Source organism: Bradyrhizobium mercantei, from assembly GCF_001982635.1.
GTDB lineage: Bacteria > Pseudomonadota > Alphaproteobacteria > Rhizobiales > Xanthobacteraceae > Bradyrhizobium > Bradyrhizobium mercantei.
Map to the genome: position 1 here is coordinate 1 of NZ_MKFI01000009.1, position 24,171 is coordinate 24,171.

Below are 24,171 nucleotides of genomic sequence, written 5' to 3' on the forward strand. Positions count from 1 at the left end.
GGGGTTTGGCTTGGCGATGAAAGGGGCCTTGAGGAGCGATCACGCAACCCCTCAACACCTTCTGCGCGGTACCGTTTGACCCATTTGGCGACCGACTTCGGCGTCGTATTGAACAACTCAGCCGCGCCAGCTTGGTTTAGCCCGCCTTGAACCACGCTTCGGACCATCGCCTCTCGACCTTTGGGCGTCAAAGGCGCATTCTTGTGCACGTTCATCTGGTCTCTCCTTGGAACACTGAAGCTTCGCAACCTCAGCTTCCTCGGTTCAGACCAGATGGACAACCTCCTGACAGACCACAGCTAGGCCGGCCCGCGCCTGTGGCGATGGTGCTGTTCGAGAAATTCGGCCAGCATCCGTCGCTGAACCGGCAGGCCGAACGCTATGCCAGCGTTGTGGATCACCAGTGGCGTATGGCCAATGAAGGCCAGGAACTCGTCACCATCGTTGAACAGGGAGGGCGTGCCGATCAGCCTGTCTACCCGTCGCGTTGACGCATTTGTTCCGGCGCCTGGGGGGGGGGCCATGTGCTGGGCGCCGAGCGATTGCACGGGAACGACGCTACGGGGGGCGATCCTGGCCAAAGGAAGACGACACGGCCGAATCTGGGTCTATGTGCGCGATGACAAGCCGCCTTTTGGCGGGCGGCTCCGCGGGGGGAAGTGTTTTTGTTACTCACGCGATCACGCCGACGAGCGTCCCCGAGCCCATATGGCCGTTTACAGCGGCATCCTCCAGACAGATGCCTATGGCCGCTATGGCAAGCTTTGCATCCGGGCCGCAACGCGGGTCCGATCCTCGAAGCCGCATGCGGGGTCCATGTTGCGCGGCCGTTCTTCGTGATGGTTGGTCCTGCGGAGGATGCGCGCCGCAAGTGCAGGGCAAAAGCCGGCGTTGATCTCGCCTCTCTGAACGCTGGAAGCAGTCCGCCGGATCGACGCCTTTTCGAGATCGAGCGAGGCATCAACGGGGAGCCGCCCGAACGGCGCTGGGCTGTCCGCCACGAGCTCAGCGCGCCGCTGGTCGCCGATTTGCAAGCTGGATGCGTGAGCAACGCTCCAAGCTCTCACGGCGCAACCATATCGCCAAGGGGGACGGGCTACATGCTCAAGCGCTGGAGTGCGTTCACCCGGTTCCTCGACAACGCCCGCATTTGCCTGTCGAACCACGCCGCCGAACGAGTTCTGCGCGGCATTGCCTGGGACGGAAGTCGTGGCTGCTCTGCGGCTCCGGCCGCGGTGGCAACCGTGCCCCGATGTTTTGCAGCCTGATCGTCACAGTCAAAATGAATGACGTAAATCCACGAGCCTGGCTCGCCGATGTCCTGGCACGCATCGCCGTACATCCAGCCCAAAGGCTCAACGAACTGCATCCGTGGAATGGCCGTCACCGAAACAGGCGAGAGTGACCGCAACGCCTCACTGTAAGCTTACGTAAGGCTGCTCGCCTGCCGCGGTGGTCAAACTAGCAAGAAGGAGCAGGCGTTGAGCCGTGACCTTCGCTCACTGCTTCGCAAAAGTCGCAATCGCCTGAACGCGATGGGCTTGTCGATGGTATCGGGCTTATGTCAACGCCAAGCTCTGGAAAGTGACGCTACCCGAGCCCTTTCCGGAGTGAGCGAAGTGCGAGCTCGCAAACCTTTTGCACCGTCACCGTGAGGATGAGCTCCGCTTGCAAGCGGCGAAATGTTCTTCCGTCGACGATCGAGCCTAAAGCTCAGCGAGCGCGCAGGTGTACGATCAACACCTTAGTCAGCGACGCTGGGATGTGCTGAAGCGTCCTGTTAACATTGGCACACTTTCGGTCCTTCCTTTTGGCCTGAGATGCAATGGAGTAGCTATTGCGCAAAGCAGCCGAACTTTTGAACTTTCGTACTCCATTTTCTTTCAAGCCAACGAATTGCGATGTACAAATCTGACGTCGGCATTCGACATCCGTAGCCGCGCAATGTTCGTGTAAGTGGCTCGTTCATCATCGATCGAGTGCATCGGAAGTTCGCCCTGTAATCCTTGAAGAAAAACATTGCTATCGGTACGAAGCGTACCGATGTGAAGCTACCAAAGCACGGTAGCCGTCAGCGCGCCCCGATCTGTTCGCATCGTACAAACTTTGCCCTGCGACTATGAACCTGATGTGTCAGCTTCTTCAAGCGAGCGGCGGAATGGTCCGCGCCGCGACGCACATCGATCCAGTCGACCGGCGTGCGTTTGAGAGGAGCCCTGCAGATCACACGATTTGGGGGCGGCCGAGGCGAAGTTGGTTATCTCTCGCACGACCAGGTTGGGAGGCCACTTCCGAGGGTGAAACGATTTGGGGGACGTCCTATGAGATTGAAGAAAAGCATTCTGCTCGGTTCGGCAACTGGATTAATCGTCGCTGGCGGCGCGCAGGCTGCGGATCTGCCCGTCAAGGCGAAGGCGATCGACTATGTGAAGGTGTGCTCGTTGTACGGGCCTGGCTTCTACTATATCCCCGGCACTGATACGTGCATCAAACTCGGAGGCTATGTGCGGGCCGAACTCAATGTTCACTCCAACGGCAACGTTGACGTACCCAATAGTGGCGCAGGTGGCGCGCAGAACCGCTTCAGCAATGCATATTCGTGGCGCTCTCGCGAGGATCTGACCATCGATACCCGCACGGCGACCGAGTACGGTGTGGTCCGAACTTACTTCGACTCGGTCTTTACCTGGACTTCAGGCGGTTACAGCGGCGCTGGAAACGGCTCAACTATCTACCAATCTCTCGGCGGCACCGCTGCGCCTGCCAATGCGGGTGCGGGCAATGTAGCTTATGGTACCGTTGGCGTCTATTACGCATTCATTCAATTCGCAGGCTTCACAATAGGTAAGGCGCAGTCGCAGTTCTCGGCGCCATGGGCCAACTATCCTGCGAACGCAATGGACGGGCTGCCCGGCGGTGGAGGCTGGGATCCTGTGAACCAGTTCACGTATACGGCAGGCTTCGGTCAGGGCGTCTCGCTGTCCTTGTCGGCACAGGATCAGGTTGCCCTCTACACCAGCAATCTTTGGAACGTCAGTGCCGCTTCAGCGGCCGGTATCGCAGCCGGCGCGTATGGCGGCAACGATATCGCCGGCACGGCAGCTCCCGATCTGGTCGCGATGCTTCGTGTCGATCAGTCCTGGGGACTCTTCCAGGCGTCTTTCGCTGCGCATGACAACCACGCCGCCTACTACGGCGGCACCGAGTTGACCGGACATCCTGATGACAAGTGGGGCTGGGCAGGCCAGCTGTCATTGTCGATCAAGAACATTCCAACGGGTCCGGGTGACACCATCAATATGTCCGCCGTTTATACCAACGGGGCGAGCCGCTATAACTTCCAGGACTATGCGTCCAGCACCTACGCTATGTATGGCGGCACGGGTCTCGCCGGCGCTTACCAAAGCGTAGGTATCGCCGGTCTGTCCGACGCGGTGTTCGTGACCGGATCAGGCATGCAATTGACCACAACCTATGGGTTCCAAGGTGGTTATACCCACAACTGGAATCCATATTGGAATACGACCCTGTTTGGTGCGTGGGCCGCGGTGCGCTATAACGGAACTGCGAAGAACTACATCTGCGGGGCCGTTGTCGCAAATCTTGCTCTTTCGAGCGGTGTCGCTGGCTGCAATCCGGACTTCAATTATTCCGTTGTTGGTACGGCCACACGCTGGACCCCGGTCAAGAACCTGACCTTCTCGGCTGAACTCGATTACGCCATGCTCGACCAGAAGTATGCAGGCGGCAGCACGGTGATCTTGCCGCTGCAGGCAGGTACCGCCAAGCCAGGTGGGGTTTATGAACTGAGAAATCAGAGCGCAGTCTCGCTGCTGCTGCGCGCACAACGGAATTGGTGATGTTCTGTCAGACAGCAGGCGATTAACGTCGATGGTTTGACCTCCAGAAGGCCTCCGGCATGCCCGCCGGAGGCCTCCACTTTGTTCTTGACCTGAAGTTCGACTTGGTCTGATAGCAGGCATTGAATCGAGATTGCACATTCAAAGCTGACTCTTGGCCGCTAACACAAACTGGATCCGCCGAATCTGGTCAATCGTTCGCAGGAACACGTAACTAGATGCTTTCACTGTCGCCTCAGGGCACCTCGTGCAACTCATGTAAGCCTGAAGGCGGGGGCGCCTGCGGACTTACGACCTATTAACACCCCAGATTTCGGACTTCAATAAACTGCTCGCGACGATCAGTGCACTAATTGCCGCGGCTCATCGCCACTGCAAACGGCGGCCGCTAATCGATGGTGCATCCTGACCAGTTTCCGATCGTGCTGTAGTTTGAAGGCCTACAACGATATCGACATTCATATTGTCGGTCGACCTTCGATCACTCCCGCTCAAGCTCTCCGTATGGCCGCACGCTCGCGTATTCGCGCCCGCCTGACGTTCGGTCGATCCCCTCTGACGGACAATCAGACTCCTGAAACCTGACAGCCCGACTGCGACGCACTTGCCTGGATGAGAACAGCCATATTTCCGGGCTGATGCTCATTCCTTAACATCTTCCTGTGCGCGCGTGGGATTTCCTTCCAGGTGAAGACTTCGGAAAGGCACGGATCAATCCGTCGTTCGCGAACAAGCCGGTTCGCTTCCCACAATTGATATGGATTCGCGAAGTGGCTGCCCTGGACTCTTTTTTGTCTCATCCATACAAAGCGAGCGTCCATAGTAAGGTAGTAACCAGAAGTCCCGCCACAGAACACAACCATTCCGCCCCGTTTCACGACGTAGCAGCTCACGGGAAATGTCATCTCTCCCGGATGCTCGAATACCATGTCGACATCGGTGGCCCCTCCTGTAATCTCCCAAACGGCTCTGCCGAATCGGCGCACCTCCTTCATGTAATCCCTGTATGCAGCGATGTTATCGCTATCCGGAAGTCTTCCCCAACAGTCAAACTCTTTTCGGTTTATCACGCCTTTGGCGCCCAATGACATCACGTAGCTACGCTTCCACTCCTCAGAAATAACACCGATGGCATTAGCGCCCGTCAATGTTATGAGTTGGACCGCCATCGAACCCAGCCCGCCAGCCGCACCCCACACCAACACGTTCTGACCTGGTCGAACCGAATGCGGGTGATGGCCAAACAACATCCTGTATGCAGTACCCACCGTGCCCATATAGCACGCGCTCTCCTCCCAGCTGAGGTGTACCGGCCTCGCCAATAGTTGACGCGACTGAACGCATGCAAATTGTGCGAAGGATCCGTCCGGGGTTTCATAACCCCAAATTCTCTGGGAAGCCGATAACATCGGATCCCCGCCATTGCACTCGAGATCATCGCCATCGTCCTGGTGGCAATGGACAACAACCTCGTCACCCACCTTCCATTTCTTTACTCGACTTCCAACGGACCAAACAATTCCCGCCGCGTCCGATCCCGCGATGTGACGGGAGTGCCGATGCAAATCGAAGGGTGATACTGGCTGCCCGAGAGACGCCCAAACACCGTTGTAGCCTACCCCTGCGGCCATAATCATGACCAAGGCATCGTCAGGCCCCACAGGCGGCGTCTCAATCACCTCCACCTGCATTGCATTCTCCGGATCACCGTGCCGCTCCCGGCGTATGACCCAGGCAAACATGTGCTTCGGCGCGTAGCCCAATGGCGGAATTTCGCCAATCTCGTAAAGATCCTTCTGAATCGTCGGGACACTCTCCACGATCGATGGATCCAGTCCGTTGCGTTGATCGACTCTACTCATTGGTCACCTCGATGAAATGGCGACAGGCGCGAAGAGCCCAGCCAGTCACGCGTCCTTCCACGCGTACGTCAAACGACCACCTGCGATGTTGATCGATGGTTTTGTTCCAGGAGGCTCGACCGCGGGTTTGCTGAGCGCCGAACTCGCTGCAAGCTCTGGAAGCGAGGCAGCACGACAGGTCCTTCGAGCATATGCGCCGGCCGTAGCGGTTGCGTGACTGATGTCCATCCGCCCTTGAACTGCCACCATATCGGTGTGAGATCTCGACCTTAACGCGATCGCCGGGCCGGGCGATCAGAATCACGATCTCATTCTCCCAACACTCATTTTCAATCGGCAAAAGCGACGCTCAATCTCCTTCAGGCATCTCTGCTCCTGTGCGCCGGGGCCGTATGCTCGCGCAGCTCTCATGCTGAACAGTTGACGGCGCATTATACACTGAAAAGGAGAAGTCGGAACAGAAAAGAACACCTATCAGGAGACGTTGGTTGTTGGATTGAATGGAAAAGCTGATAAGCGCGAATGCGAAGGAGCGGCCGCGAGCACGGGGAGAGGTGACGGACTGGCTCAGTCAAGAGCTGGACTCGTTACACGCCTCTCGGTCCTTTGTACGCCAAACGGCCGCCCAGTGGTGACGTTTTCACAAACCTGACCGGAGACTTGCATGGCACCCCTAAATGTTCACAAGGCGGGGACCGTTCTTGTGGTGCAGTTCAATCGTGAGAAACCCTTAAATCCGCTCAATCGAGAGCTTGAGCGAGGTATTGTCGAGACATGTCGATGGGCGCAAGACGAACCGACCGTCAGGGCAATCGTCCTTACTGGTGGAGTGGATCGCTCCTTCGGTGTCGGTGACGACTTAAACGAAGCACGCGAAATAAAAACCCGGATCGACGTTGAAGGTCTGATAGACCGGACAGTCGGGCTTTACGTTGCCATCCTCAGCGTAACAAAGCCTACCGTCGCAGGAATTGACGGATACGCCATAGGTGCCGGGCTTCAGATGGCACTCTGCTGCGATTGGCGCGTGGGAACGCCAACGGCGAAGGCGCTTGGCTCTGAGCTCAAGCAGGGACTGGCTTGTCCAATCGGGGCCTACATGCTCCGGAAATCATTTGGGCGTTCGGCGATGTCGGATATTGTCTTCGGCTGCGAGGTTGTGCCGCCTGAATGGGGGATAGAGCATAAATTCTTCAATGAGATTGCCGAGCCGCGGGACGTCGTCGAGAGAGCCATTTGGAGAGCTGGCATCCTTGGGGACTATCCGGAAGTCGCTTATCGGCGAACGAAGGAGTCGGTGAACCGTTCCTTCATTGCCGGGCTGGGAGAGCTGAAGCCAATGGCAAAGAATATCATTCTGGATGGATTTCGTAGCAGCTCTGCCCAAGCCCATTTCGCTCGGGTCACGCGATAATAGACCATGATTTACAACAAGCCTTGGCATGGCATCGCCATGGTTTGGGCCGATTCACCCCGGATAGGATCGGGCGCGTAAATAATATCTTTGGATCGCGAACTTTCCCAATTTTAGCTCATGGGATTGACTGGCATCCATTATACTGGGGCCCGAACCCGCGTGGATCGGCGACTATGAAGGACAGCCAGCGAACCTCTGCAGAGAGGTGTGGTGCTTGCCTAAGCCATCGCGCTGTATTCACGACCAAGATATGTCTTCCCAAAGTCGCAGTTGTAGCCAGCCGTACACTAGTCCAGATGTCGAGTTAGATCAGTTATCGCGGCTCCCAAGAGAACCGCCGATGTTTCGAGGTCCAGCTCAAGTATCTCAACCTCAGCATGACGAAGCAGGTGAATGAGACTCAGTAGCTGCTTCTGTCTGGTGTCGACCGGAGATTGAGGGGGATATGTAGCCGACTGTCTTTTTCTGTCACGTACGAATGGCCAGGGAAACTGCCGCGTTATTGTATAGGCAAGCGTTCTCATGAAGAGCTTCCGAGCAGCTTGTTGTTAAACCAGTTCGAGGCCGCTGGAATATTTTTCATTGAACTATACTCGACGAAGGCTCTCAGGCTCTCAATGCGGTTCCTGATGGTGAGAGTACAGAAAACGCGAAGAGAATCGCCTACCATTTTCTAGAGGAGTTAATTGCCGCTACGCGCCTTTCGTCAGCCTTCTGCGAATCAACGGGACGTCGAGCTCAATTGTGCCCGACACCTCGATCACACTTTCTCGACGGTGACTAATCTCGAGTAGGGCGTACTTGAGCGCTTGGGCACGGTCCACGAAAAGGCCGCCAAAGAGGCCGTTTCGTTCGCGGGCAACCCAGTTGCCGCGACGATTCCTGCCTACAAAGACGACGGTCGAGCCTGATGAGCTGCATGACGCCGGTGGGACGTGTTTCACCTTCATAATTCTCACATGGTTTTCGAGGCGCCTTCTCAGCTGGCTCTTTCAATATCTACTGTTAGCTGTTCAAAAGTCCTCTGCCTCACCGGATGCGCAACGTGGTCCGCTCAAGTATGTTTGCGCCGGGGGGAAACCTTTGGCCGGGAGGAGCACGTCGAACGGCGTATTAGTGTGGCTTGCCATACAGCCGTCTGTTTGTGTCCCGGCCAGCTTAGCCTCTGCCCGGCTTTTAGAGCGAGCCAATTTGTCCTATCGATAGACTTTGCGGCGACCGCGAGATGGATAATCGTTTCTGGCAGAAGGCGCAAATCCCGCGCGTTCATGACGATGAAGCGCACGATGCGCCATCGGCAACTCCTGGCGCGAAATACGCTGCTCTGGCGAGAAGCGCCCTCATAGCGGTATTATTGCGTCAAGCTTGAATGCTTAGGGATGGTCTTCACTGTCCGAAGCGCCACGTGAAGTCCGTGTCACAAGCGCTTCCGGCATGGTATGTCCTTTTGCGTGAAGACGACTACGAACTCTCATGATCTCTAGTTGAATCGAACCATCCTTTTTCCAGAGCAGACGATACTAGATATGCCGAGGTCTGATGGCCCAAGCGCCGATCTCGCCTTGAAGAATACATCAATCAAGAAAGAGAGCCCTCCTACCGATTCTAGTAGAGGAGCGCGCTAGCCTAGCCGTGCATCTCAGCCAATCGTTTGTTTAAAGAAGGTTGAAAGTGGGAGCTTGCCGATCTGCGAATCCATCTTCTCGCTCAGCCGATAGGCCATTATGAGCGTGTGTGAGATCTTCCGGCCTACAGAGTGGCGAGCGCCGCGTGCTGCGACGTCTATCGATGTTCCCGATCGACGTATTGTTATCTGGCCCATTTTGCTTCCGAAGAGCGAAAAGGCGCGGTCGGACTTCCGTGTGTGACCGCGGGACATTGCGTTCTCTCCAGGCGGTGTCGGCAAAGCTGTAAGCCTGTATGTCCGTCTCTGCCGACGAGGTGGCTCGCCGTACACTGCGCGTCCGACGGGTGCTCGCGCGGGTCCAAGCCGATCCTCAATATAAGAGGGCGAGCCGTGGTGGACTGTAGGGAAGCATTTGTCGGAATCGACGTCGTGAACCTGAGAAACGCCATTGCGATCGCGAAGGCAGGCCGGGAGGGAGAAGTTTGCTTCTTCGGCAGTTCGCACCCGTCCTCCGCGAAGGTTCGAACACCCGAATTACATCGATCCATGTCGCGCCGGCGTGCTTGCCTTCTGCGTTCCGCGCGACCGCCGTGTCGGTCCTAAGAGTGCGTCGATGGGACCGGTTCGATCTGACGACTCCCATCGAGGGAAGCTCTGTTCGCCCTTGGCAAACCCGGAAAACAGACTCGCCGTGCCCGATACGTATTTCGCTTTTTTCTTCAACAAAAGGTCTTTAGTTGCGGAAACCATACAAAGCGGCCGGGGTCTCGCCAAGGATCCGTCCTCTCGCGTCCGCGTCCGGGACGAGCTCCTCTAACCATGCCAACGTCTCTGTATAGGACGGCGCATAGGCATGGGCGGCCGTCACGTGTGGCCACTCCGACCCCCAGAGCAGCTGTTCTGATCCAAGTGCCTCCAGTAGCCGAACCGCCGCTGCCTTGGCCCAATCATCTGGAACACGTCCGACCCCCGACAGCTTCACCCACACCTCGGCGCCTTCAGCGAGTGTGAGGAGCCGCTCCAATCGAGGATCCCAGGAAGGATCGCGGGCGCAGTTCGCAAGTCCGAAGTCTCGGAACACCAGGCGATGGCCGTCGGCCAGCAGCAGCTCTGCGAAGTGCTCTCTTCCTTCGATCCCGCCGGATATCTCCAGGTGAAGGCCCAATTGAAGGGCAGCCTCGAGGGACTCGGCCAACGGATCAGGATCATCAAGGGTTACGGCCAAACCCACAGCGCCTGATCGGGCCCACTGCTCCAAGATCCCGGGCGCCAACGGTTGTATGAGGGGCGGAATCAGCCGCACCGGCATATGGGCCTCGCTCGCCTGGGCGAAGAGCTCGGTCGAGTCGCCATGAAGGAAAGCGGGTTGGACAAGTACGAACCCAGTGATCGCGCAGCCGCGCGCCGCGCTTTCCAGCTGAGCCAAGGAGCCGTTCATGACAGGCGCCGCCTGCCGGGCGTCCTGTCGGAACGCGTGAACCTCGCAATCGATTCTCATGGGGCGCTCCCGCCGCGGACCACAACTGGCACAGCGCTAGCTAGCTCGTAGTACACTCGAAACCCAAGGTCATCGACGGCTGCCCGGCGGCCGTAGATACTGGCGAGCTTGTGCTCAAGCGCGCGGCGGACCACGTCCCGCCGTGCGGGCAGATCGTGGTGCTGGCTCTACCTGATCTCGCCGATAGAGTCGTGTTCCAGGTGGTATGCTCGCACGCCATCAGTACGGGCTCGCTGTAGATGATCGTTTGTTTATGAGCCCAGGATTGTCATCCCTAGGCTCGCTTCCCCGTTAGCGCGAACTGGAAAAAGGGACAATGCGGCTGGAGAAAGCAACTCATGTCGTTCGTACGTTACGGACGAAAATGACGGGCGCGTTCTGCACGTCAGTGTACCGACCAATCTCCCTTCAAGCTTCGGATTCGATGAGTTTGAGAACAAGCCAATGATGCCCCAACAACACTCCTCCAACGCGCACGAACTCCCGCCCAACCGGTATCGTGTCTCGAGGCAAGCTTCCCGAATGATAACATCGAGCTTGGCGGGTGTCCTGACCGGGCCATGGCCACGAGGCACTCGGCGAGTTGCCGAGCCGTTCGAGCAACTCCACCGCGCTATCACAGGCGACCTCGACTCCGAAATCGACGAAAACGTTGTTGCGCAGACCGAGAGCTTCGGGGAGTTCGTTCTGCGCGCACTGTTCTGTCTCGGTGGCTTGTGCCTGTGACTCTTTACCTTGTGATATCGGCCGGGAAAGCCTATGCGCGGCGGCCCAGAATCACTCGGACAGGCTTTCAAGGTCGACGGAACGGACCAGAAGATACGGAGTGGAAGCAGATGTGGATTGGGCTGGCCTCCCTAGGGGCCTCGCTTTGCTGACCGCTTTAAGAACTCATCAGGCTCAACGTCGAGCTTGTCGGCAAGGCGACCGATGATTTTGATACTGACGTAGTACTCGCCCTTTTCAAGCAGGCTCAAATAGCCCCGGCTTATCTTGGCCTCGAAGGCAAGCTCGTCTTGGGACCATCCCCTCGCACTGCGCAGACGGCGCAAATTGGTGGCGAATGTCTCCCGCAAATCCATGCGGGAAAGGATGCCGCTTGCTCAATATACTGCACCTCGATATACTTGACAAAATGCCGTCTCATGCACGTTGTGAACGGAAGCTGCTTCAATCTGGTGCGCATGCGTAAGTGTCCGAACCCCACCACTTGACCCTCGCTGATCCTGCTCTGGCTAGTTCAGTGCTCACTGCCCATGGCGAGCTGCATCTGGTGACCTACTGGCGGCCCTGACGGGTCAGCGCGCGCGCTCGTAATGGCGAGGTAAAATGGATGGCCTCCCGAGATTACCGCGGCTTGCCTCGTGGGCGCCGCGGCCAAATAGAAAAATTGGCCGCGTGGATTTCGAAATCGAGAACGAAGTTCTCACAAGCCGGCTGGGCCGCGCAGGCAGTCATCAATGAGCGAGCGCAACGACTTTGTCCGCCAAAGCGCACGCGTCCATCTCTTCCGACGGCCGAAAAGGGAGCAGACGCCAACTGGATGGGCGAAGCTGCTGATCTCTCCGACCGAACTGTAGTCAAATCCGCGGTGGCCGAACTCGGACCCTACGAAATGGAGAAAACGATCGGACACGGCATGAGGATCTCCGATCGTAACCTCCCATCGCGGTTTTCGGCGGGAAATATTACCCGAGGGGCGCGACAATCGGCAGCACCAGGATGCCCGGTATTTTGGCTACGATCACTGAGATTTACACAGACGTTTTCCGGATTGGTAGGAGTTCCAAGCAGTGCTGCCTGATCCCAAGGTCGCAGATCTGGCGCCGCGCGCCCGAGCTCACGCCATACGACAAGCAGCACGCCGTCACCTATATGCGTCTGCTCGATGCCGAATCCGACAATGCGGATTGGCGCGAAGTCGCGCGCATTGTGCTTTGTATTGACCCCGCCCTCGAGCCCGATCGCGCGCGCCGTGCGTTCGACAGTCATCCGGCTCGCGCCAAGTGGGCGGCACGTCATGGCTATCGTGATCTCCTGCGCCGGAGTTGGCCGAAAAGTGAAGGGTGACGGTATCTAATTGGCCTGACGTCTTTCCCATCGCATATGTAGATCGTTCCGTCGACTAAGTGCATCAGTGTTGAACAACTGAAATGATGCAACCAGAAATGGGTCGCAATTGTCAGGCTTCTTTTCTTGCGTGTGTCATCCAGGGAATACAGTACGATGCCAGGTGCCGACTGGAGATCAGAGAGCGCATACCAAGAGATCAGGAAAGCAGAAGCTGCGGACGTAGCCTGGGAGTGGCTTCGCCGCGATCACGAGTATCAACAAGACTTTGGGGCCTTGGTCCGCAGCGAACAGTCCAGCGCGACGTCGGATCACTTCCGACGGAAGTGGGGGCTGACGTTTTCCAGCTGATCCGCAAAGGGCGTTCGACGGGCAAACTATTTTCTGGGCGCCTGAAGTGCTGTCGACGGTGCTGCCCGTCCGCTCGGCGATCCGCTCGGCGGCGTCCAAAGGGGGCGAGCTGGATTTCAGCAAACTGGCAGGCAGCGAGCTTCGCCATGCGCAAGATGGATGGCATGCCATCGTGCCGCTTGGAGGAGCCAAGCATCGCCTCTGGTTAAGAGAGCTTCCACCGGGCGGCTCGTTGGTTGCGGTCGATCTGCCGCTTGACCGCAATTTCGACATTCGCCTGCAGGCAGCACGCCGATTTTGGTTGGCGCTCGAACAGCGCGCCATCGGACCACCTCCTCTTTCTCTGTCGATCCAGGCCCGGCATCGGCACATCCTCGCTCTGCGTGCGGTGGATGGGTGGCTGGAAGGGAGTAGTTATCGCAAGATCGCGCAAGGTCTGTTTGGCATGCATCGCGTTCCCGATCGAGGCTGGAAAACACACGATCTGCGCAGCCGGACCATCCGCCTGGTCCAGATGGGGCTGCGCCTCGTGCGAGGTAGCTATTGCACATTGCTCCGTCGCAATGGCAAGGACGACGCTTCCTGAGCTCTTCGCCGATCATAGTCGCGCCGAAGTCCTGGCACCGAGGTGATCGACTCCACCAATTTTGGGAGGAGATTGCGGGGCTCAGGTTAGTTAGAAGTTCGTCGAAGCTAATCCATTGGAATGAGGCCTCGTCTATCAGGCTGGCAGGAAGGGGCCTGTGCCAAGAGCCAACCAATATGCGAGCGGAAGGTCGGTCCGATTGAATCGGACTTTGCCGGCTCTGTCCGGCGACGCCGATCCGGCCGGCTTGCATCATCTTGACCAAGCCAGTGTCATTGCTTCAGCCGGGCAGGCGGGCCATGCCGCCGCCACTACGCTGAAAAACCTCGCGAATGACGGGGATGATCCGAACGCTTACCGGTGGCAGTGTTTGTTGAAGCCCGTACGCCGCGCGGCGCGGGCGGAGCAATCCTGCCCTGAAGGCAGGCAACAACAGGCGGACAGCCAGAAATGGGGCCGGTGGTGAAAGCTGTGATCCTCGCGGGTGGCCTTGGATCCCGAATCTCCGAGGAGACCCACCTCCGCCCCAAGCCCATGATAGAGATCGGCGGCAAGCCGATTCTGTGGCACATCCTCAAAATCTACTCGCACTATGGCATCAACGATTTCGTGATCTGCTGCGGCTACAAGGGCTATCTGATCAAGGAATACTTCGCCAACTACTTCTTGCACGTGTCGGATGTCACCTTTGACATGACAAGTAACCGCATGGAGGTCCACCAGCACCATGCCGAACCTTGGAAGGTGACGCTCGTCGATACTGGCGAGAAGACGATGACCGGTGGTCGGCTCAAGCGAGTTGCTAACTACCTGACTGATGAGAACGCCTTCTGCTTGACCTATGGCGATGGTGTGGGAGACATCGACATAGCCGCATTGATCGCCTTCCACCGTCGGCAGGGTACGCTCGCCACTCTAACCGCCACCTATCCGCCTAGCCGTTTCGGCGCCTTCGAAATTTGTAAGGGTCACCGTGTCGCAAGTTTCAAGGAGAAACCTCGGGGTGATGGGGAAATGATCAATGGTGGTTTCTTCGTGCTTTCCCCGAAAGTAATTGATCTACTCGTGGACGACTCGACCGTCTGGGAGCGCGAGCCACTCATGGCGTTGGCCGAGCAGCAACAGCTTTCCGCCTATCAGCACCATGGTTTCTGGCAGCCCATGGATACTCTGCGTGAGAAGACGTTCCTCGAAGCACTCTGGGGGGAGGGCAAGGCGCCGTGGAAAGTATGGGAGAGATAAGCGATTCTGAGCAAGGAACTCGCCTTTGCCACGGCTCGCGGGCTTCAAGAGCGCGCGGCTCGCGGTTTGGGTGCAACGTCTCGGTGGCGGGTGATCGGTTACGCGCTGGTTCCACCGGGTCTTCCACGGCAATTCGCCGTGTTCATCATTCGACCTGACGGGCCAAAGCAATTTCTGTCACGAGGATGCGGCTATGGAAAAGGTATTGGTGACCGGCGCACGAGGTTTCATTGGATCGCAGCTTTGCAAAAGGCTCGCGGGCTCGAGCGTCGAATTGCACGCGGTCTCGCGCCAGCCCCCGCTCGACGTTCCGGCCTGGTGGCAATCAATCGGTGGAGATATCAGCAACACCGGACGTGCCATCGCTATCCGTTGGTGGAACGTCAATCTGATTGACCTGCAAGCAACGCGAGAACTGATCCGGACTGTCCGGCCTGACATGACCTATCACCTCGCTGGTCTGGTGACGGGTTCACGCAGCTTCGAAATGGTGCTGCCGATCCTGCAAAACAACTTCCTCACCGCATTCAATCTACTTTTGGTCACCGCTGAAAGCGGCGCTGGCCGGATCGTGCTCGCGGGCTCCGTTGAAGAGCCGGATAACCCGGATCCGATACCCCGCTCGCCCTATGCTGCGGCAAAAGCGGCTACGTCCGGGTATGCTCGGATGTTCGAGGCGCTGTACCAGAGCGAGGTCGTCATCGCGAAGATCGCCATGGTTTACGGCCCGGCGCAGGCGGACCTCACGAAACTGGTCCCTTATGTTATCACCACGCTTTTGCATGGTGAGCGTGCCAAGCTGAGCAGCGGCGTCCGGCGGGTTGATTGGATTTATGTCGATGACGTGGTCGATGGCCTTATGGTATGCGCCCACGCATCTGGCGTTGAGGGCCGCGTGATAGATCTCGGATGGGGTGAGGTGTGCACGATCCGGGAAATCGTGCAGCAGTTAAGAGAATTGATTCCCGGTGCGCCCGAACCGCTTTTCGGGGCGGTTCCCGATCGACCGCTCGAGCGGATATTGAAAGCTGATGTTGGCGCTTCCTGCAAATTGATCGGCTGGAACCCCTCGACAACGTTGCAGGCGGGCCTGCGCCGTACAGTGGAATGGTATCGATCCCGACCCTCGGCATGACCTGGCTGCGGGGCCCGGGCGTCACCCGTTGCCCGATTGCCACGAATGCGTGGCTCCTGTGCGCCTCGCCCTGACAATGATCGCGTGCTGCGGCTTGCGTACCGCCAAGCAGCGCGCATTGCCAAAGTGCATCATCATGAGGAGACCTCGCAATGCCGGGTTCAGATTCCGCAGTCGCGACGGCTCCAACAGTACGCGGCGCGGGGCCAGATAGGGTTCGATATCGGGCTTCAAGCATTGCTCAATCAGGTATTGCGGAGAAAGAAACTGTACAGGCAAAAGCATGGGCCGTCGGCCAAGGCGACCAAGAACGTGTTCGTCGCAATCCAAGTGGAGAAGCTCCGAGACGGCACCTCGTCGTCAGTTTGGAACTTAACATCCCCAACGCCATCGAGCCGATCGACTTGCAAGATGAACTCGCGGCATGATGGTGTATCATTCGACCCGCTTGGATCATTCGGGACGCGCGTGGACAAGCCCCGCGTCCAATGCGATCCGCGCGGCGGACTCAAGCCGAGCAAAGGGGACGTCGGCCCGCACCGCAATTTCCAACAGGCTATGGTCGCCATCTCCGAGGTTGAGCAACCACAATAGGTCCATTTGCGTGGCGCCGCCCGCCTCGCGTTGCCCAGCGATCGTTCTGTAGAGACCGCGTATTCCAAGCTGAGGCTCGCATCGACCGTCGACGCGCTCATACGTGCAGTCCGCATCAAGCAAATCCAAGACCGTCTCTATGACCGAGTAAGATTGATCGAGAGCGTCCGGCTTTACGAAATCCAGATTGTCTGCCGACGTATGGTATTCGGGGAAAGCACCATGTACGCCGCGCATCAGGCAGCCGACCGGCAGATTGAAAGCAGGCGAACAAAACTGCCGCTCGTCATATCCGTAAGGGGCGAACGGCAATATTTCGTGGCGGAGGCTGGAATGCCTGAGGACATGTGCCACGGCCCGATCGATCGTCGCTCCCTTGCGGCTCTGCTTATAGTGAAATGGTCCGTTATCACCCAAGCATGTCAGTACGAGGCCATGCTTGATGTTTGCCAATACCGCCTCGTTGCGAGCAAGCCAGGTGATGGCTCCGATCGTCGCTGGAATGAAAAGAAATCGATACCCCAGCCGTCGTTTTTGCCACGCCTGCCGCATGGCTAGCGCGGTCATGACCGCGATTCCCGAAAGATTGTCATTTGCGAGGCTGGGATGACAGATATGGCTGCTGAGCAAGACTTCGTTCGGCGTCTCGCCGGGAATGAAACACTCACCAAACGTCATTGAACCAGGCGAGATATCGCTGTCAATCTCGACATGATAGGCGTCATCATTCATGGTCCGCCAAAGATTATGAGGCAGGCAGAAGCCCCAATCGTCGGCGTAATAGCCGGTCCTATATGGAATAAGATCTGGCTGATCAGGCAGCGTGTGGATGTGCCGCGCGAGTTCGGCACGCGAGAACACTCCCTGCACCGGCCTGCTATAACCCAGAATGTGAAGATTATTGCTGGCAAAGTCGACCAAGCATTTTCCGCCCACCGTGGAGATCGACCCGCGCCGAATATTCCATTCCATCGGAACGTGCCAGTCGAAAACAGGCGTTCCCGTCCGGACTTCATTGATCTCGAGATCAATGTGGCGGGCGACGATGCTCAGTGTCTTGCGAACCCCTGATCCGGTTTGACTGCGGTTGATCGGAAACATCTCGCAGACGAGTTGATACAGGTCAATCGCTGGCTTCTTATCCGTTTCCTTTACGTCGAGCTTCATTGGCATCTCGCTTCTGTCGGGATCACTACAGCTCGCGATCTGCAAGCTGGTCAGGCCGCAATCCTTGACGAAACATTATCTCCGGCTCAGGCCGTCTAATAGAAGGCGCCGGATCGTTGAAAGTGAAAACCATCCGATCAACCTTCAACTGTGCCAAGTGAGAGGGGGCGCGATCATCATGTTCGCCTCGATCGCTGGTTTGAAATCCGCGGCCTAACCACGGGCGCCGAAGTAGTTCTTTGGGTGCGACGACATCTTTGAAGCGCGATCCGGCATTTCGTGCAATGGCAACAATCGAATGGCCCTCGCGTAGAAAACGGGTGACCACATGCCGCCCGTTGAATCCGGTCGCACCGGTCAGCAAGACCATCATGTCAGAACCTTCAGTTCGGGAACCGCAATGACAAAATTGCCGCCCCACCTTCTGATCTGCTCATGCTCCCTTATTACCTCGGCAGCGATGTTCCAGGGCAGGATGACCACCCAATCTGGCTTTCGCTTCGCGAGCTCTGCTGGGGGAAGGATCGGAATGTGACTGCCGGGCATGAACTTGTTCTGCTTCGAGGTTGCCGCATCGCAGATAAAGCTGATCAGATCGTGCTTCAACCCGGCATAGTTCATCAATGTATTGCCTTTGGCAGCTGCGCCATACGCGGCGACCGACTTGCCGGCGTGCTTCTGCTCGATCAGGAAAGCCAAGAAATCGTTCTTTACCTTGTCCGCCCTTTGCTGGAATGCCAGGTACAAACCGGGGTCTAGCAACCCCAGCCTTTGTTCTTCTGCCAGCATGTCCGTGACCGCTGCCGTCGTTTTGCGTGCATCATCTTTGTTGCAGCCATAGATCCGTAAAGAGCCACCATGCGTCGGGAGCTGCTCAACGTCGAAGATGCGTAGACCGGCCTTTTCGAAGATATGAATAACCGCGGTCAGCGACAGATACGAGAAGTGCTCGTGATAGGCGGTGTCGAACTGGTTCTGCGTAATCATGTTCTTGAGATGCGGGAACTCCAGGTTCACCGTACCGTGCCGCTTAAGTAGAATACGCAGGCCCAATGTGAAGTCGTTGATATCAGGCACATGGGCGTAGACGTTGTTGCCGCAGATCAGATCTGCCTGTTGCCCGCCCGCCGCCAGCCTGGTAGCGGTGGCAGCGCCAAAGAATTCACGAAGCACCGGCACGCCAATCTGCTCGGCTGCATCGGCCGTGCTGGCAGTCGGCTCGATGCCCAGGCATGGTACGCCCATCGCTACAAAATTCTTGAGAAGATAGCCGTCATTAGAGGCGACCTCGATGACAAAATTGTCTCGGGTCAGATGCAGCATCTCGGCGATCTGTTCGCAATAGGCCCTGGCATGTTTCAACCAGCCCTGCGACGTCGAGGAGAAGTATGCGTATTCGTTGGAGAACAGTTTGTCCGCGGCGGCGTGGTCTTCGGTTTGTACAAGCCAGCACGCGTGACAGACAAGGATCTTGAGCGGAAAGCTCGTCTCCGGTTCGTGGAGCTGCGCTTCCGAAAGGTAAGCGTTAGATGGCGGCGCGTGTCCCAAGTCAAGGACCAAATGTTGTAATGGCGTCTGGCAATTGCGGCATTTCATAGGCCTCGTCCCTTGAAGTCGGCATAAGAGGCGGATGCGTCGGATCGCGTGCGGACAAGTCGGTGATGGCAAAGGCCATGCTACGTCAGCCATCGGATCATCGAAGCGAATAGCTCCTCATTGGGCGGCGAATAGCATGTGGTGCAGCAGCGACGTTCGTCGATGACATGGAACATAACGATGACGGCAATTGCGGCAGGGGGCGGTTTGGCCTTGAATCGACACCAGCCGCCGATGCCCGCCAGGATCCACTCCAAGAGGGGGGCGAACGCGCCCCGGCCGCCCGGCCAGCCGCAAACTGATCATCACCATCGGGATCAATTGAAAGCAGAAGGGTGAGTGCGTTGTAGCCGGGGATGAGCATCTCGGCTACGAAGGCCGTATAACGTAGGTTGGAGATGCCTGCCGATAGCGCCGCTGCGTGCGGCCAGTCCGCCATCCAGAGATGTCGGATCATAAGGAACCTGCAAATCCAGCCCAGGGCCATGGTGAGCGTGACGTTCGCCATGCGAAGCGCCACGATGTCGCTGCCGTCCCCCTGATATGGCCTGTGATAGACGAAGCCGAAAAGGAGCGGCGGAACATTGATGGAGCAGGGGGATGGGGGCGCGACTGAGTTAGGGTATGAACCTTCGTCGCCGGAACTGAGATCGCGTGGCAGCCAAGCGAAGCGGGTTGCTGTGATTACGGCGGACCGACCCAGTGACGTCCGATCCGGCGAGACTGGCGTTCCGTTGGCAAAGTGGTCGTCTCTTGCCATAGGTCCCTTCTTGTCAGCCTTGTCGATGAGACCAATTCCTATGAGCCTCGATGTTCCCTCTAACCAGCCTGAGCTCGGCAATCTCCTCCCAAAATTAGTAGGGTCGATCATTGGCTTGCAGCGAGATCGAAGTTTAACCCTCAGGTATGCACCTCTGATCAGGCTAGGCGGGCGCGTTGCGCGGAAGTGGTTTGCAGCAAGATCGGCGACAGATTGCCGACCGTCCCGCGGGAGCGCTCTTCGTTGCAGTATCTGCGCCGATCCTCCACTTTATCCGCGCGGCTAAGGAGCCAATGGATGGTCAGGCATTCGATCGGCAAGCGACCGTTGAAGGCTTCGATGACCACACGGTCGGTCGGCTTACCAGGCCGCAACAACTCCGGCATGAGGCCGCGCTGATCGCCCCACAGGTTAAGATCGTGCGGTCAAATAACTCGCTGCCTTGATCGACCGTATGGTCGCCGGGAAGCTCCCCCTCCCTGCGGGACCTTTCCAGCAGCTCCACGACGTCGGCGCCGCGGAAGGTGAACCCTGGCTTCGGCGACGCAAAAGACCGGTTCCATTCTGAAAGACTACACGACATGCCTCAGCAGTCAGTTCGCTGAGGGCCGTCTGATTGTTAGGACGTGACCGGGACGTCTGTCCCCGCTTCTATCCCGGCATACAAAATGCTGCGCTCCGGTCAACTACCCGCGCTGGTAATTGATTTGGATGACGGAAGCGTGTCACCTATCGATGATGAACGTCGGCCGGTCAAACGCAAAGGAAACCGTCATGCGGGACCAATCACAATCTGTCCTCGCCATGCTCGCCGACGTCTTTGAACCCTTGACGTGCGACGAGCTTGCCGTGCGGAGGCGCGCTATCTTCACCTTCCTGAGTTAGGGCAATAACGCCTCATTCACGCTGCAACACTCTCATTCTCGACAGCCACCATCATGCAACCGGCTACCCTACATCAGTTGTCACCGCGCTTTTCAGCGCAACACGGGTTTTCTCTAATTGGACGCACCGTCGACTGGCGCGTCAGATCTTACGCAGCCGGGTCTAAACATCGTCGCAGCATCTCAGCGCGATCGACTTGTCCGTTACGAGATCATTCCGTTCTCGGAGAAACGCCGATGATTCGTCTTTCTTGAGATTTGAGGTCCGCTCTTCAAGAAGCCTGCAGACCTCACGCCGCAACAGCAATCACAGGACCTTTTAAATCGACGGAGAGCGAACTCCGAAGAGCCCAAGCAGGGCTCGAGCTGGATCAACGGCGGCGCCGAGTTTCTTCTGTCAGTCTCTCGTGAACGACCTTCGCGATCGAGCCGACTTCGTGCTGGAGAAAGAGCCCTTCACCGACCTTGCCTGGACCGGCGGCTTGCTCGTATGGCGTCAAATCGGCTTCTGAGTTTGCATGGATACGCGGCATAACAAGGATTGCTCGAAGAGATTTTGGCGTTGGGTCGAGCCTCTTGAGTTCACGCCAGCAATGCCCACCCCCTCGTTCGGAACGCTTCGTGACAATCAGCCGCATCATCAGAGAAGATATCGAGTATATCCATGCGGCCTTGCCGCGAGGAGGCTTCGCAGGGGCCACGGTCTTGGTCACAGGCTGCGCAGGCTTCCTTGGATATTACTTCCTCCAGTACCTCACGCGAAAAGTGTGCGAACTCGACCTGAAGCGGATCATCGCGCTCGACAGCTTTCTGCTGCATCGGCCGCAGTGGCTGATTGACCTGAGTGCGGAGTTTCCGAAGGTGCTCGAGACACGAGCGTTCAACATCGCCACGGGTGACCTTCGAACGATCGACGGCATTGGCGCAGCTGACTACGTCATCCATATGGCCTCGATCGCTTCGCCGACGTTCTATCGGCAGTATCCGGTCGAGACCATCGACGCGAACATCTGGGGACTACGGCGGCTGCTCGAATCCTATCGGGGTTCGGATCGTCTCAGGGGGCTGTTGTTCTTTTCGAGCAGCGAAATCTATGGCAATCCAGCTGAGGCCGCGATCCCGACTGACGAGGAATACCGGGGCAATGTCGCGTGCCTGGGCCCGCGGGCCTGCTACGACGAATCGAAGCGTTTCGGCGAGACAATGTGCTACGTCTTCGCCAAGACGTATGGCATGCCCATTACTGTCGCGCGCCCCTTCAACAACTATGGGCCTGGCATGCGCATCGACGATCGTCGGCTGCCGGCCGATTTCGCGCGATGCGTGATCAATCGACGCGATATTGTCATTCTTTCCGATGGTAGCCCGACCCGCACGTTTTGCTACATCTCCGATGCGATCACGGGTTATCTCCTTTGCCTTCTGCATGGGAAGTACGATTACTTCAACATCGGGATCGATAGGCCGGAGATCTCAGTCCACGGCCTTGCCGAGATGTATCAGCAGGCGTCGCTCGAGCTTTTCGGACGCCGCGGCGCGGTTGTCTTCGAGAGGAGTTCCGACGCAGAGTATCTTGTCGACAATCCAAGCCGGCGGCGCCCCGCGATCAAAAAGGCGCGGGACATTCTCGGGTACTCTCCCAAGATTCTCGTAAATGAGGGCGTGCGGCGGTACCTGTCCTTTCTACACGACGAGTTGAGGAGGTGATGCGCATTGCAATTGTCGGCTCCGGCTATGTGGGCCTCGTTTCGGGCGTGTGCCTCGCGGCGAAGGGACACGACGTGACGTGCGTCGATCTGCGGAACGATGTCGTCGCACAGCTTAACGTCGGCGTGCCGCATATCCATGAGCGTGGCCTCCCTGAACTGCTCAAGTCAGTGCTTGCATCGCGCCGCTTTAGGGCGACCACGGACCTGCACGCCTCGATTGAGATAGCGGAAATCGCCTTGATCGCCGTCGGGACGCCGTCCGAGAACGGCGCGATCGACCTTAGCGCCGTCCGGCAATGCGCTCGCCAGATTGGCGCTTATCTCGCGACCATTCCTCATCATTTGTCGGTCGTCGTGAAGAGCACCGTCATCCCGGGGACAACGGACACGATGGTGCGCAAAGAGCTCGAGCGCTCGTCCGGGAAGAAGCTCGGGGCCTTCGGCCTCGGCATGAATCCGGAGTTTCTTCGCGAAGGAGAGGCGATCGAGGACTTCATGGAGCCCGATCGCATCGTGATCGGTCAGGAGGACGAGAGGACGCTGGAGCGGCTCGAGGAACTCTACGCTCCGTGGAATTGCGATAAAGTGCGGGTGAACAGCCGCACGGCCGAAATGATTAAATATGCCAACAACGCAATTCTGGCCACCCAGATATCCATCGTCAACGAACTCGCAAATCTCTGCGTTGCGGTAGGCGGCGTCGACGCCCTCGACGTCATGCGCGGCGTCCATCTCGACAAACGCTGGTCGCCGATCACTCCCTCGGGCCGGCTCGCCCCACAGATCCTGACTTATCTCGTTCCGGGCTGTGGGTTCGGCGGGTCATGCTTTCCAAAAGACGTAGAGGCGCTGCGCACCCATGGCGAGAGCCTTGGCCTCCCGATGAACATGCTCAATGCCGTTCTTGACGTGAACGCCGCGCAGCCGGGCCAGATCGTCTCTACTCTCGAACGGAAGTGCGGGCCTTTGTTCGGCCGACGAATCCTGGTTCTCGGCCTCTCCTTTAAGCCGGACACGGACGACGTCCGCGAGTCCGCCTCGATCAAGATCGTTCGTGATCTTCTGCGCGTCGAAGCGGACGTCAAGTGCTACGACCCGCTCGCGACGGATAACTTCAAGCTCGCCATCGGAATCGCTGCGAACCGCATACGGTTCTCGTCTGACTGGCGGCGCGAGGTCGAGTGGGCCGAGATCGTCATCATCGCGACGCGGACGCAGGAATACGGCGAACTCGCCTCGTTGTGCGTCGCCGGCAAGACGGTGTTTGACGCGCGTCGACTGATCAGCCCAGCCGCTGTGCCCACGGCGGATTACGTGACCATTGGGCGCCGCCTGAATTGAATCAGGCGTGATCTACGAGCCTACCCCATATCGGGAGCCTTCCTCGTCAGCCGTCGAGCCTCGCAGCGTCGATCGCGGCTTTCTTGCCCGCGTCTTCTGCGCCGAAAGGTCTGGCGCGTGCCCGCGGCTTGGCGACAGGATTCCGACAGATCAACACCTCAGTGTCTACGCATGCGGGCACGCTCGGATGCCTGCACAATCAGATTGTGCAGACAGGTAAGAGCAGTTGACGAGGTGCACTCGTGGATCAGGGAGTCTCCAGCCAGCGCCCCGCGGAGGTCGTGGGTGTGCTTGAGAATGGCCAAGCCGGCCATCAGTCGTGGCAGCACCAGCCGGCTCTCCGTCTCCTCGTAAACCGCCCCAAGTTTGTCTTGCCCATGTCGGTATGGAGATCGTCACGACCATTCCAACCACATCGATGCGCCCCTGCGTCAGCCCATCTCGAATCCACGTCGGCCGCGGGAAGACGAAG

Annotated in this window: 21 protein-coding genes and 1 pseudogene; 14 read left to right on the top strand and 8 right to left on the bottom strand. The window is 57.9% G+C overall.

Annotation, left to right across the window (positions count from 1 at the left end):
- Positions 1-215 (bottom strand): helix-turn-helix domain-containing protein (locus BI327_RS34895; protein WP_143271742.1); only part of this gene is annotated, 215 nt, incomplete at its 3' end.
- Positions 216-323: 108 nt separating this feature from the next.
- On the opposite strand from BI327_RS34895, the gene BI327_RS42495 reads away from it, so the two are divergent.
- The 5 genes from BI327_RS42495 (at position 324) to BI327_RS34915 (ending at position 3,860) form a co-directional block, all read left to right on the top strand.
- Entirely contained in the window at positions 324-491 is a 168-nt protein-coding gene (locus BI327_RS42495; protein ID WP_159450508.1) for a hypothetical protein, read from the top strand.
- 31 nt (positions 492-522) lie between these two features.
- Positions 523-840 carry an IS66 family transposase gene (locus BI327_RS43605; protein WP_076865918.1) on the top strand — a complete coding sequence of 106 codons (318 nt, stop codon included), beginning with the start codon at positions 523-525 and terminating at the stop codon, positions 838-840.
- Positions 840-1,268 carry an IS66 family transposase gene (locus tag BI327_RS43610; RefSeq protein ID WP_283807827.1) on the top strand — a complete coding sequence of 143 codons (429 nt, stop codon included), beginning with the start codon at positions 840-842 and terminating at the stop codon, positions 1,266-1,268. Before BI327_RS43605 ends, BI327_RS43610 begins: the two co-directional genes overlap by 1 nt.
- A 14-nt stretch (positions 1,269-1,282) precedes the next feature.
- Positions 1,283-1,405 carry a transposase domain-containing protein gene (locus BI327_RS41170; protein WP_159450509.1) on the top strand — a complete coding sequence of 41 codons (123 nt, stop codon included), beginning with the start codon at positions 1,283-1,285 and terminating at the stop codon, positions 1,403-1,405.
- 916 nt (positions 1,406-2,321) lie between these two features.
- Positions 2,322-3,860, top strand: coding sequence for a porin (locus tag BI327_RS34915; RefSeq protein WP_076865920.1), 1,539 nt, complete (start codon positions 2,322-2,324; stop codon positions 3,858-3,860).
- Positions 3,861-4,426: 566 nt separating this feature from the next.
- Here the strand turns inward: BI327_RS34915 and ccrA are convergent.
- Positions 4,427-5,722, bottom strand: coding sequence for a crotonyl-CoA carboxylase/reductase (gene ccrA / locus BI327_RS34920; protein ID WP_076865921.1), 1,296 nt, complete (start codon positions 5,720-5,722; stop codon positions 4,427-4,429).
- A gap of 664 nt (positions 5,723-6,386) precedes the next feature.
- Here ccrA and BI327_RS34925 point away from each other — a divergent pair.
- On the top strand, positions 6,387-7,136 hold the full coding sequence (locus BI327_RS34925) for an enoyl-CoA hydratase/isomerase family protein (protein ID WP_076865922.1): 750 nt from the start codon (positions 6,387-6,389) through the stop codon (positions 7,134-7,136).
- A gap of 2,363 nt (positions 7,137-9,499) precedes the next feature.
- Here BI327_RS34925 and BI327_RS34935 read toward each other — a convergent pair.
- Positions 9,500-10,264: an amidohydrolase family protein gene (locus BI327_RS34935; protein WP_076865924.1), complete on the bottom strand. Its 765-nt coding sequence runs from the start codon at positions 10,262-10,264 to the stop codon at positions 9,500-9,502.
- Positions 10,265-11,121: 857 nt separating this feature from the next.
- Complete coding sequence (locus BI327_RS34945; protein WP_076865926.1) at positions 11,122-11,346, bottom strand: helix-turn-helix domain-containing protein; 225 nt, start codon at positions 11,344-11,346, stop codon at positions 11,122-11,124.
- 711 nt (positions 11,347-12,057) lie between these two features.
- Between BI327_RS34945 and BI327_RS34950 the strand changes: the two are divergent.
- The 6 genes and pseudogenes from BI327_RS34950 (at position 12,058) to BI327_RS34970 (ending at position 15,648) form a co-directional block, all read left to right on the top strand.
- Positions 12,058-12,334: pseudogene (locus BI327_RS34950) on the top strand (DNA -binding domain-containing protein).
- A gap of 156 nt (positions 12,335-12,490) precedes the next feature.
- Positions 12,491-12,685, top strand: a complete 195-nt coding sequence (locus tag BI327_RS43805; protein ID WP_076865927.1) for a transcriptional regulator domain-containing protein — start codon at positions 12,491-12,493, stop codon at positions 12,683-12,685.
- A gap of 46 nt (positions 12,686-12,731) precedes the next feature.
- A complete protein-coding gene (locus BI327_RS34960) occupies positions 12,732-13,271 on the top strand; it encodes a DUF2285 domain-containing protein (RefSeq protein WP_245335022.1) in 540 nt (179 codons plus the stop codon).
- Between the two features lie 211 nt (positions 13,272-13,482).
- A complete protein-coding gene (locus BI327_RS42025; RefSeq protein ID WP_143271744.1) occupies positions 13,483-13,737 on the top strand; it encodes a hypothetical protein in 255 nt (84 codons plus the stop codon).
- A complete protein-coding gene (rfbF, locus tag BI327_RS34965) occupies positions 13,734-14,513 on the top strand; it encodes a glucose-1-phosphate cytidylyltransferase (RefSeq protein ID WP_076866100.1) in 780 nt (259 codons plus the stop codon). Before BI327_RS42025 ends, rfbF begins: the two co-directional genes overlap by 4 nt.
- A 193-nt stretch (positions 14,514-14,706) precedes the next feature.
- A complete protein-coding gene (locus BI327_RS34970; protein ID WP_076865929.1) occupies positions 14,707-15,648 on the top strand; it encodes an NAD-dependent epimerase/dehydratase family protein in 942 nt (313 codons plus the stop codon).
- 453 nt (positions 15,649-16,101) lie between these two features.
- Here the strand turns inward: BI327_RS34970 and BI327_RS34975 are convergent, their stop codons facing one another.
- From BI327_RS34975 to BI327_RS43615, 4 genes are all read right to left on the bottom strand, one after another.
- Positions 16,102-17,409, bottom strand: a complete 1,308-nt coding sequence (locus BI327_RS34975; protein ID WP_245335023.1) for a DUF4910 domain-containing protein — start codon at positions 17,407-17,409, stop codon at positions 16,102-16,104.
- 25 nt (positions 17,410-17,434) lie between these two features.
- The gene (locus BI327_RS42030; RefSeq protein WP_143271745.1) at positions 17,435-17,782 is read right to left on the bottom strand and encodes an NAD-dependent epimerase/dehydratase family protein; all 348 of its coding nucleotides are present in this window, start codon (positions 17,780-17,782) and stop codon (positions 17,435-17,437) included.
- The gene (locus BI327_RS34980) at positions 17,779-19,005 is read right to left on the bottom strand and encodes a class I SAM-dependent methyltransferase (RefSeq protein WP_076865931.1); all 1,227 of its coding nucleotides are present in this window, start codon (positions 19,003-19,005) and stop codon (positions 17,779-17,781) included. The genes BI327_RS42030 and BI327_RS34980 overlap by 4 nt, the downstream gene beginning before the upstream one ends.
- Positions 19,006-19,923: 918 nt before the next feature.
- Positions 19,924-20,151, bottom strand: coding sequence for an integrase core domain-containing protein (locus tag BI327_RS43615; protein WP_076865932.1), 228 nt, complete (start codon positions 20,149-20,151; stop codon positions 19,924-19,926).
- A 1,119-nt stretch (positions 20,152-21,270) separates the two neighbouring features.
- Here BI327_RS43615 and BI327_RS34990 point away from each other — a divergent pair.
- Both BI327_RS34990 and BI327_RS34995 read left to right on the top strand, forming a co-directional pair.
- Entirely contained in the window at positions 21,271-22,356 is a 1,086-nt protein-coding gene (locus BI327_RS34990) for an NAD-dependent epimerase/dehydratase family protein (protein ID WP_076865933.1), read from the top strand.
- Complete coding sequence (locus BI327_RS34995; protein ID WP_076865934.1) at positions 22,356-23,699, top strand: UDP-glucose dehydrogenase family protein; 1,344 nt, start codon at positions 22,356-22,358, stop codon at positions 23,697-23,699. The genes BI327_RS34990 and BI327_RS34995 overlap by 1 nt, the downstream gene beginning before the upstream one ends.
- Positions 23,700-24,171: the final 472 nt, after the last annotated feature.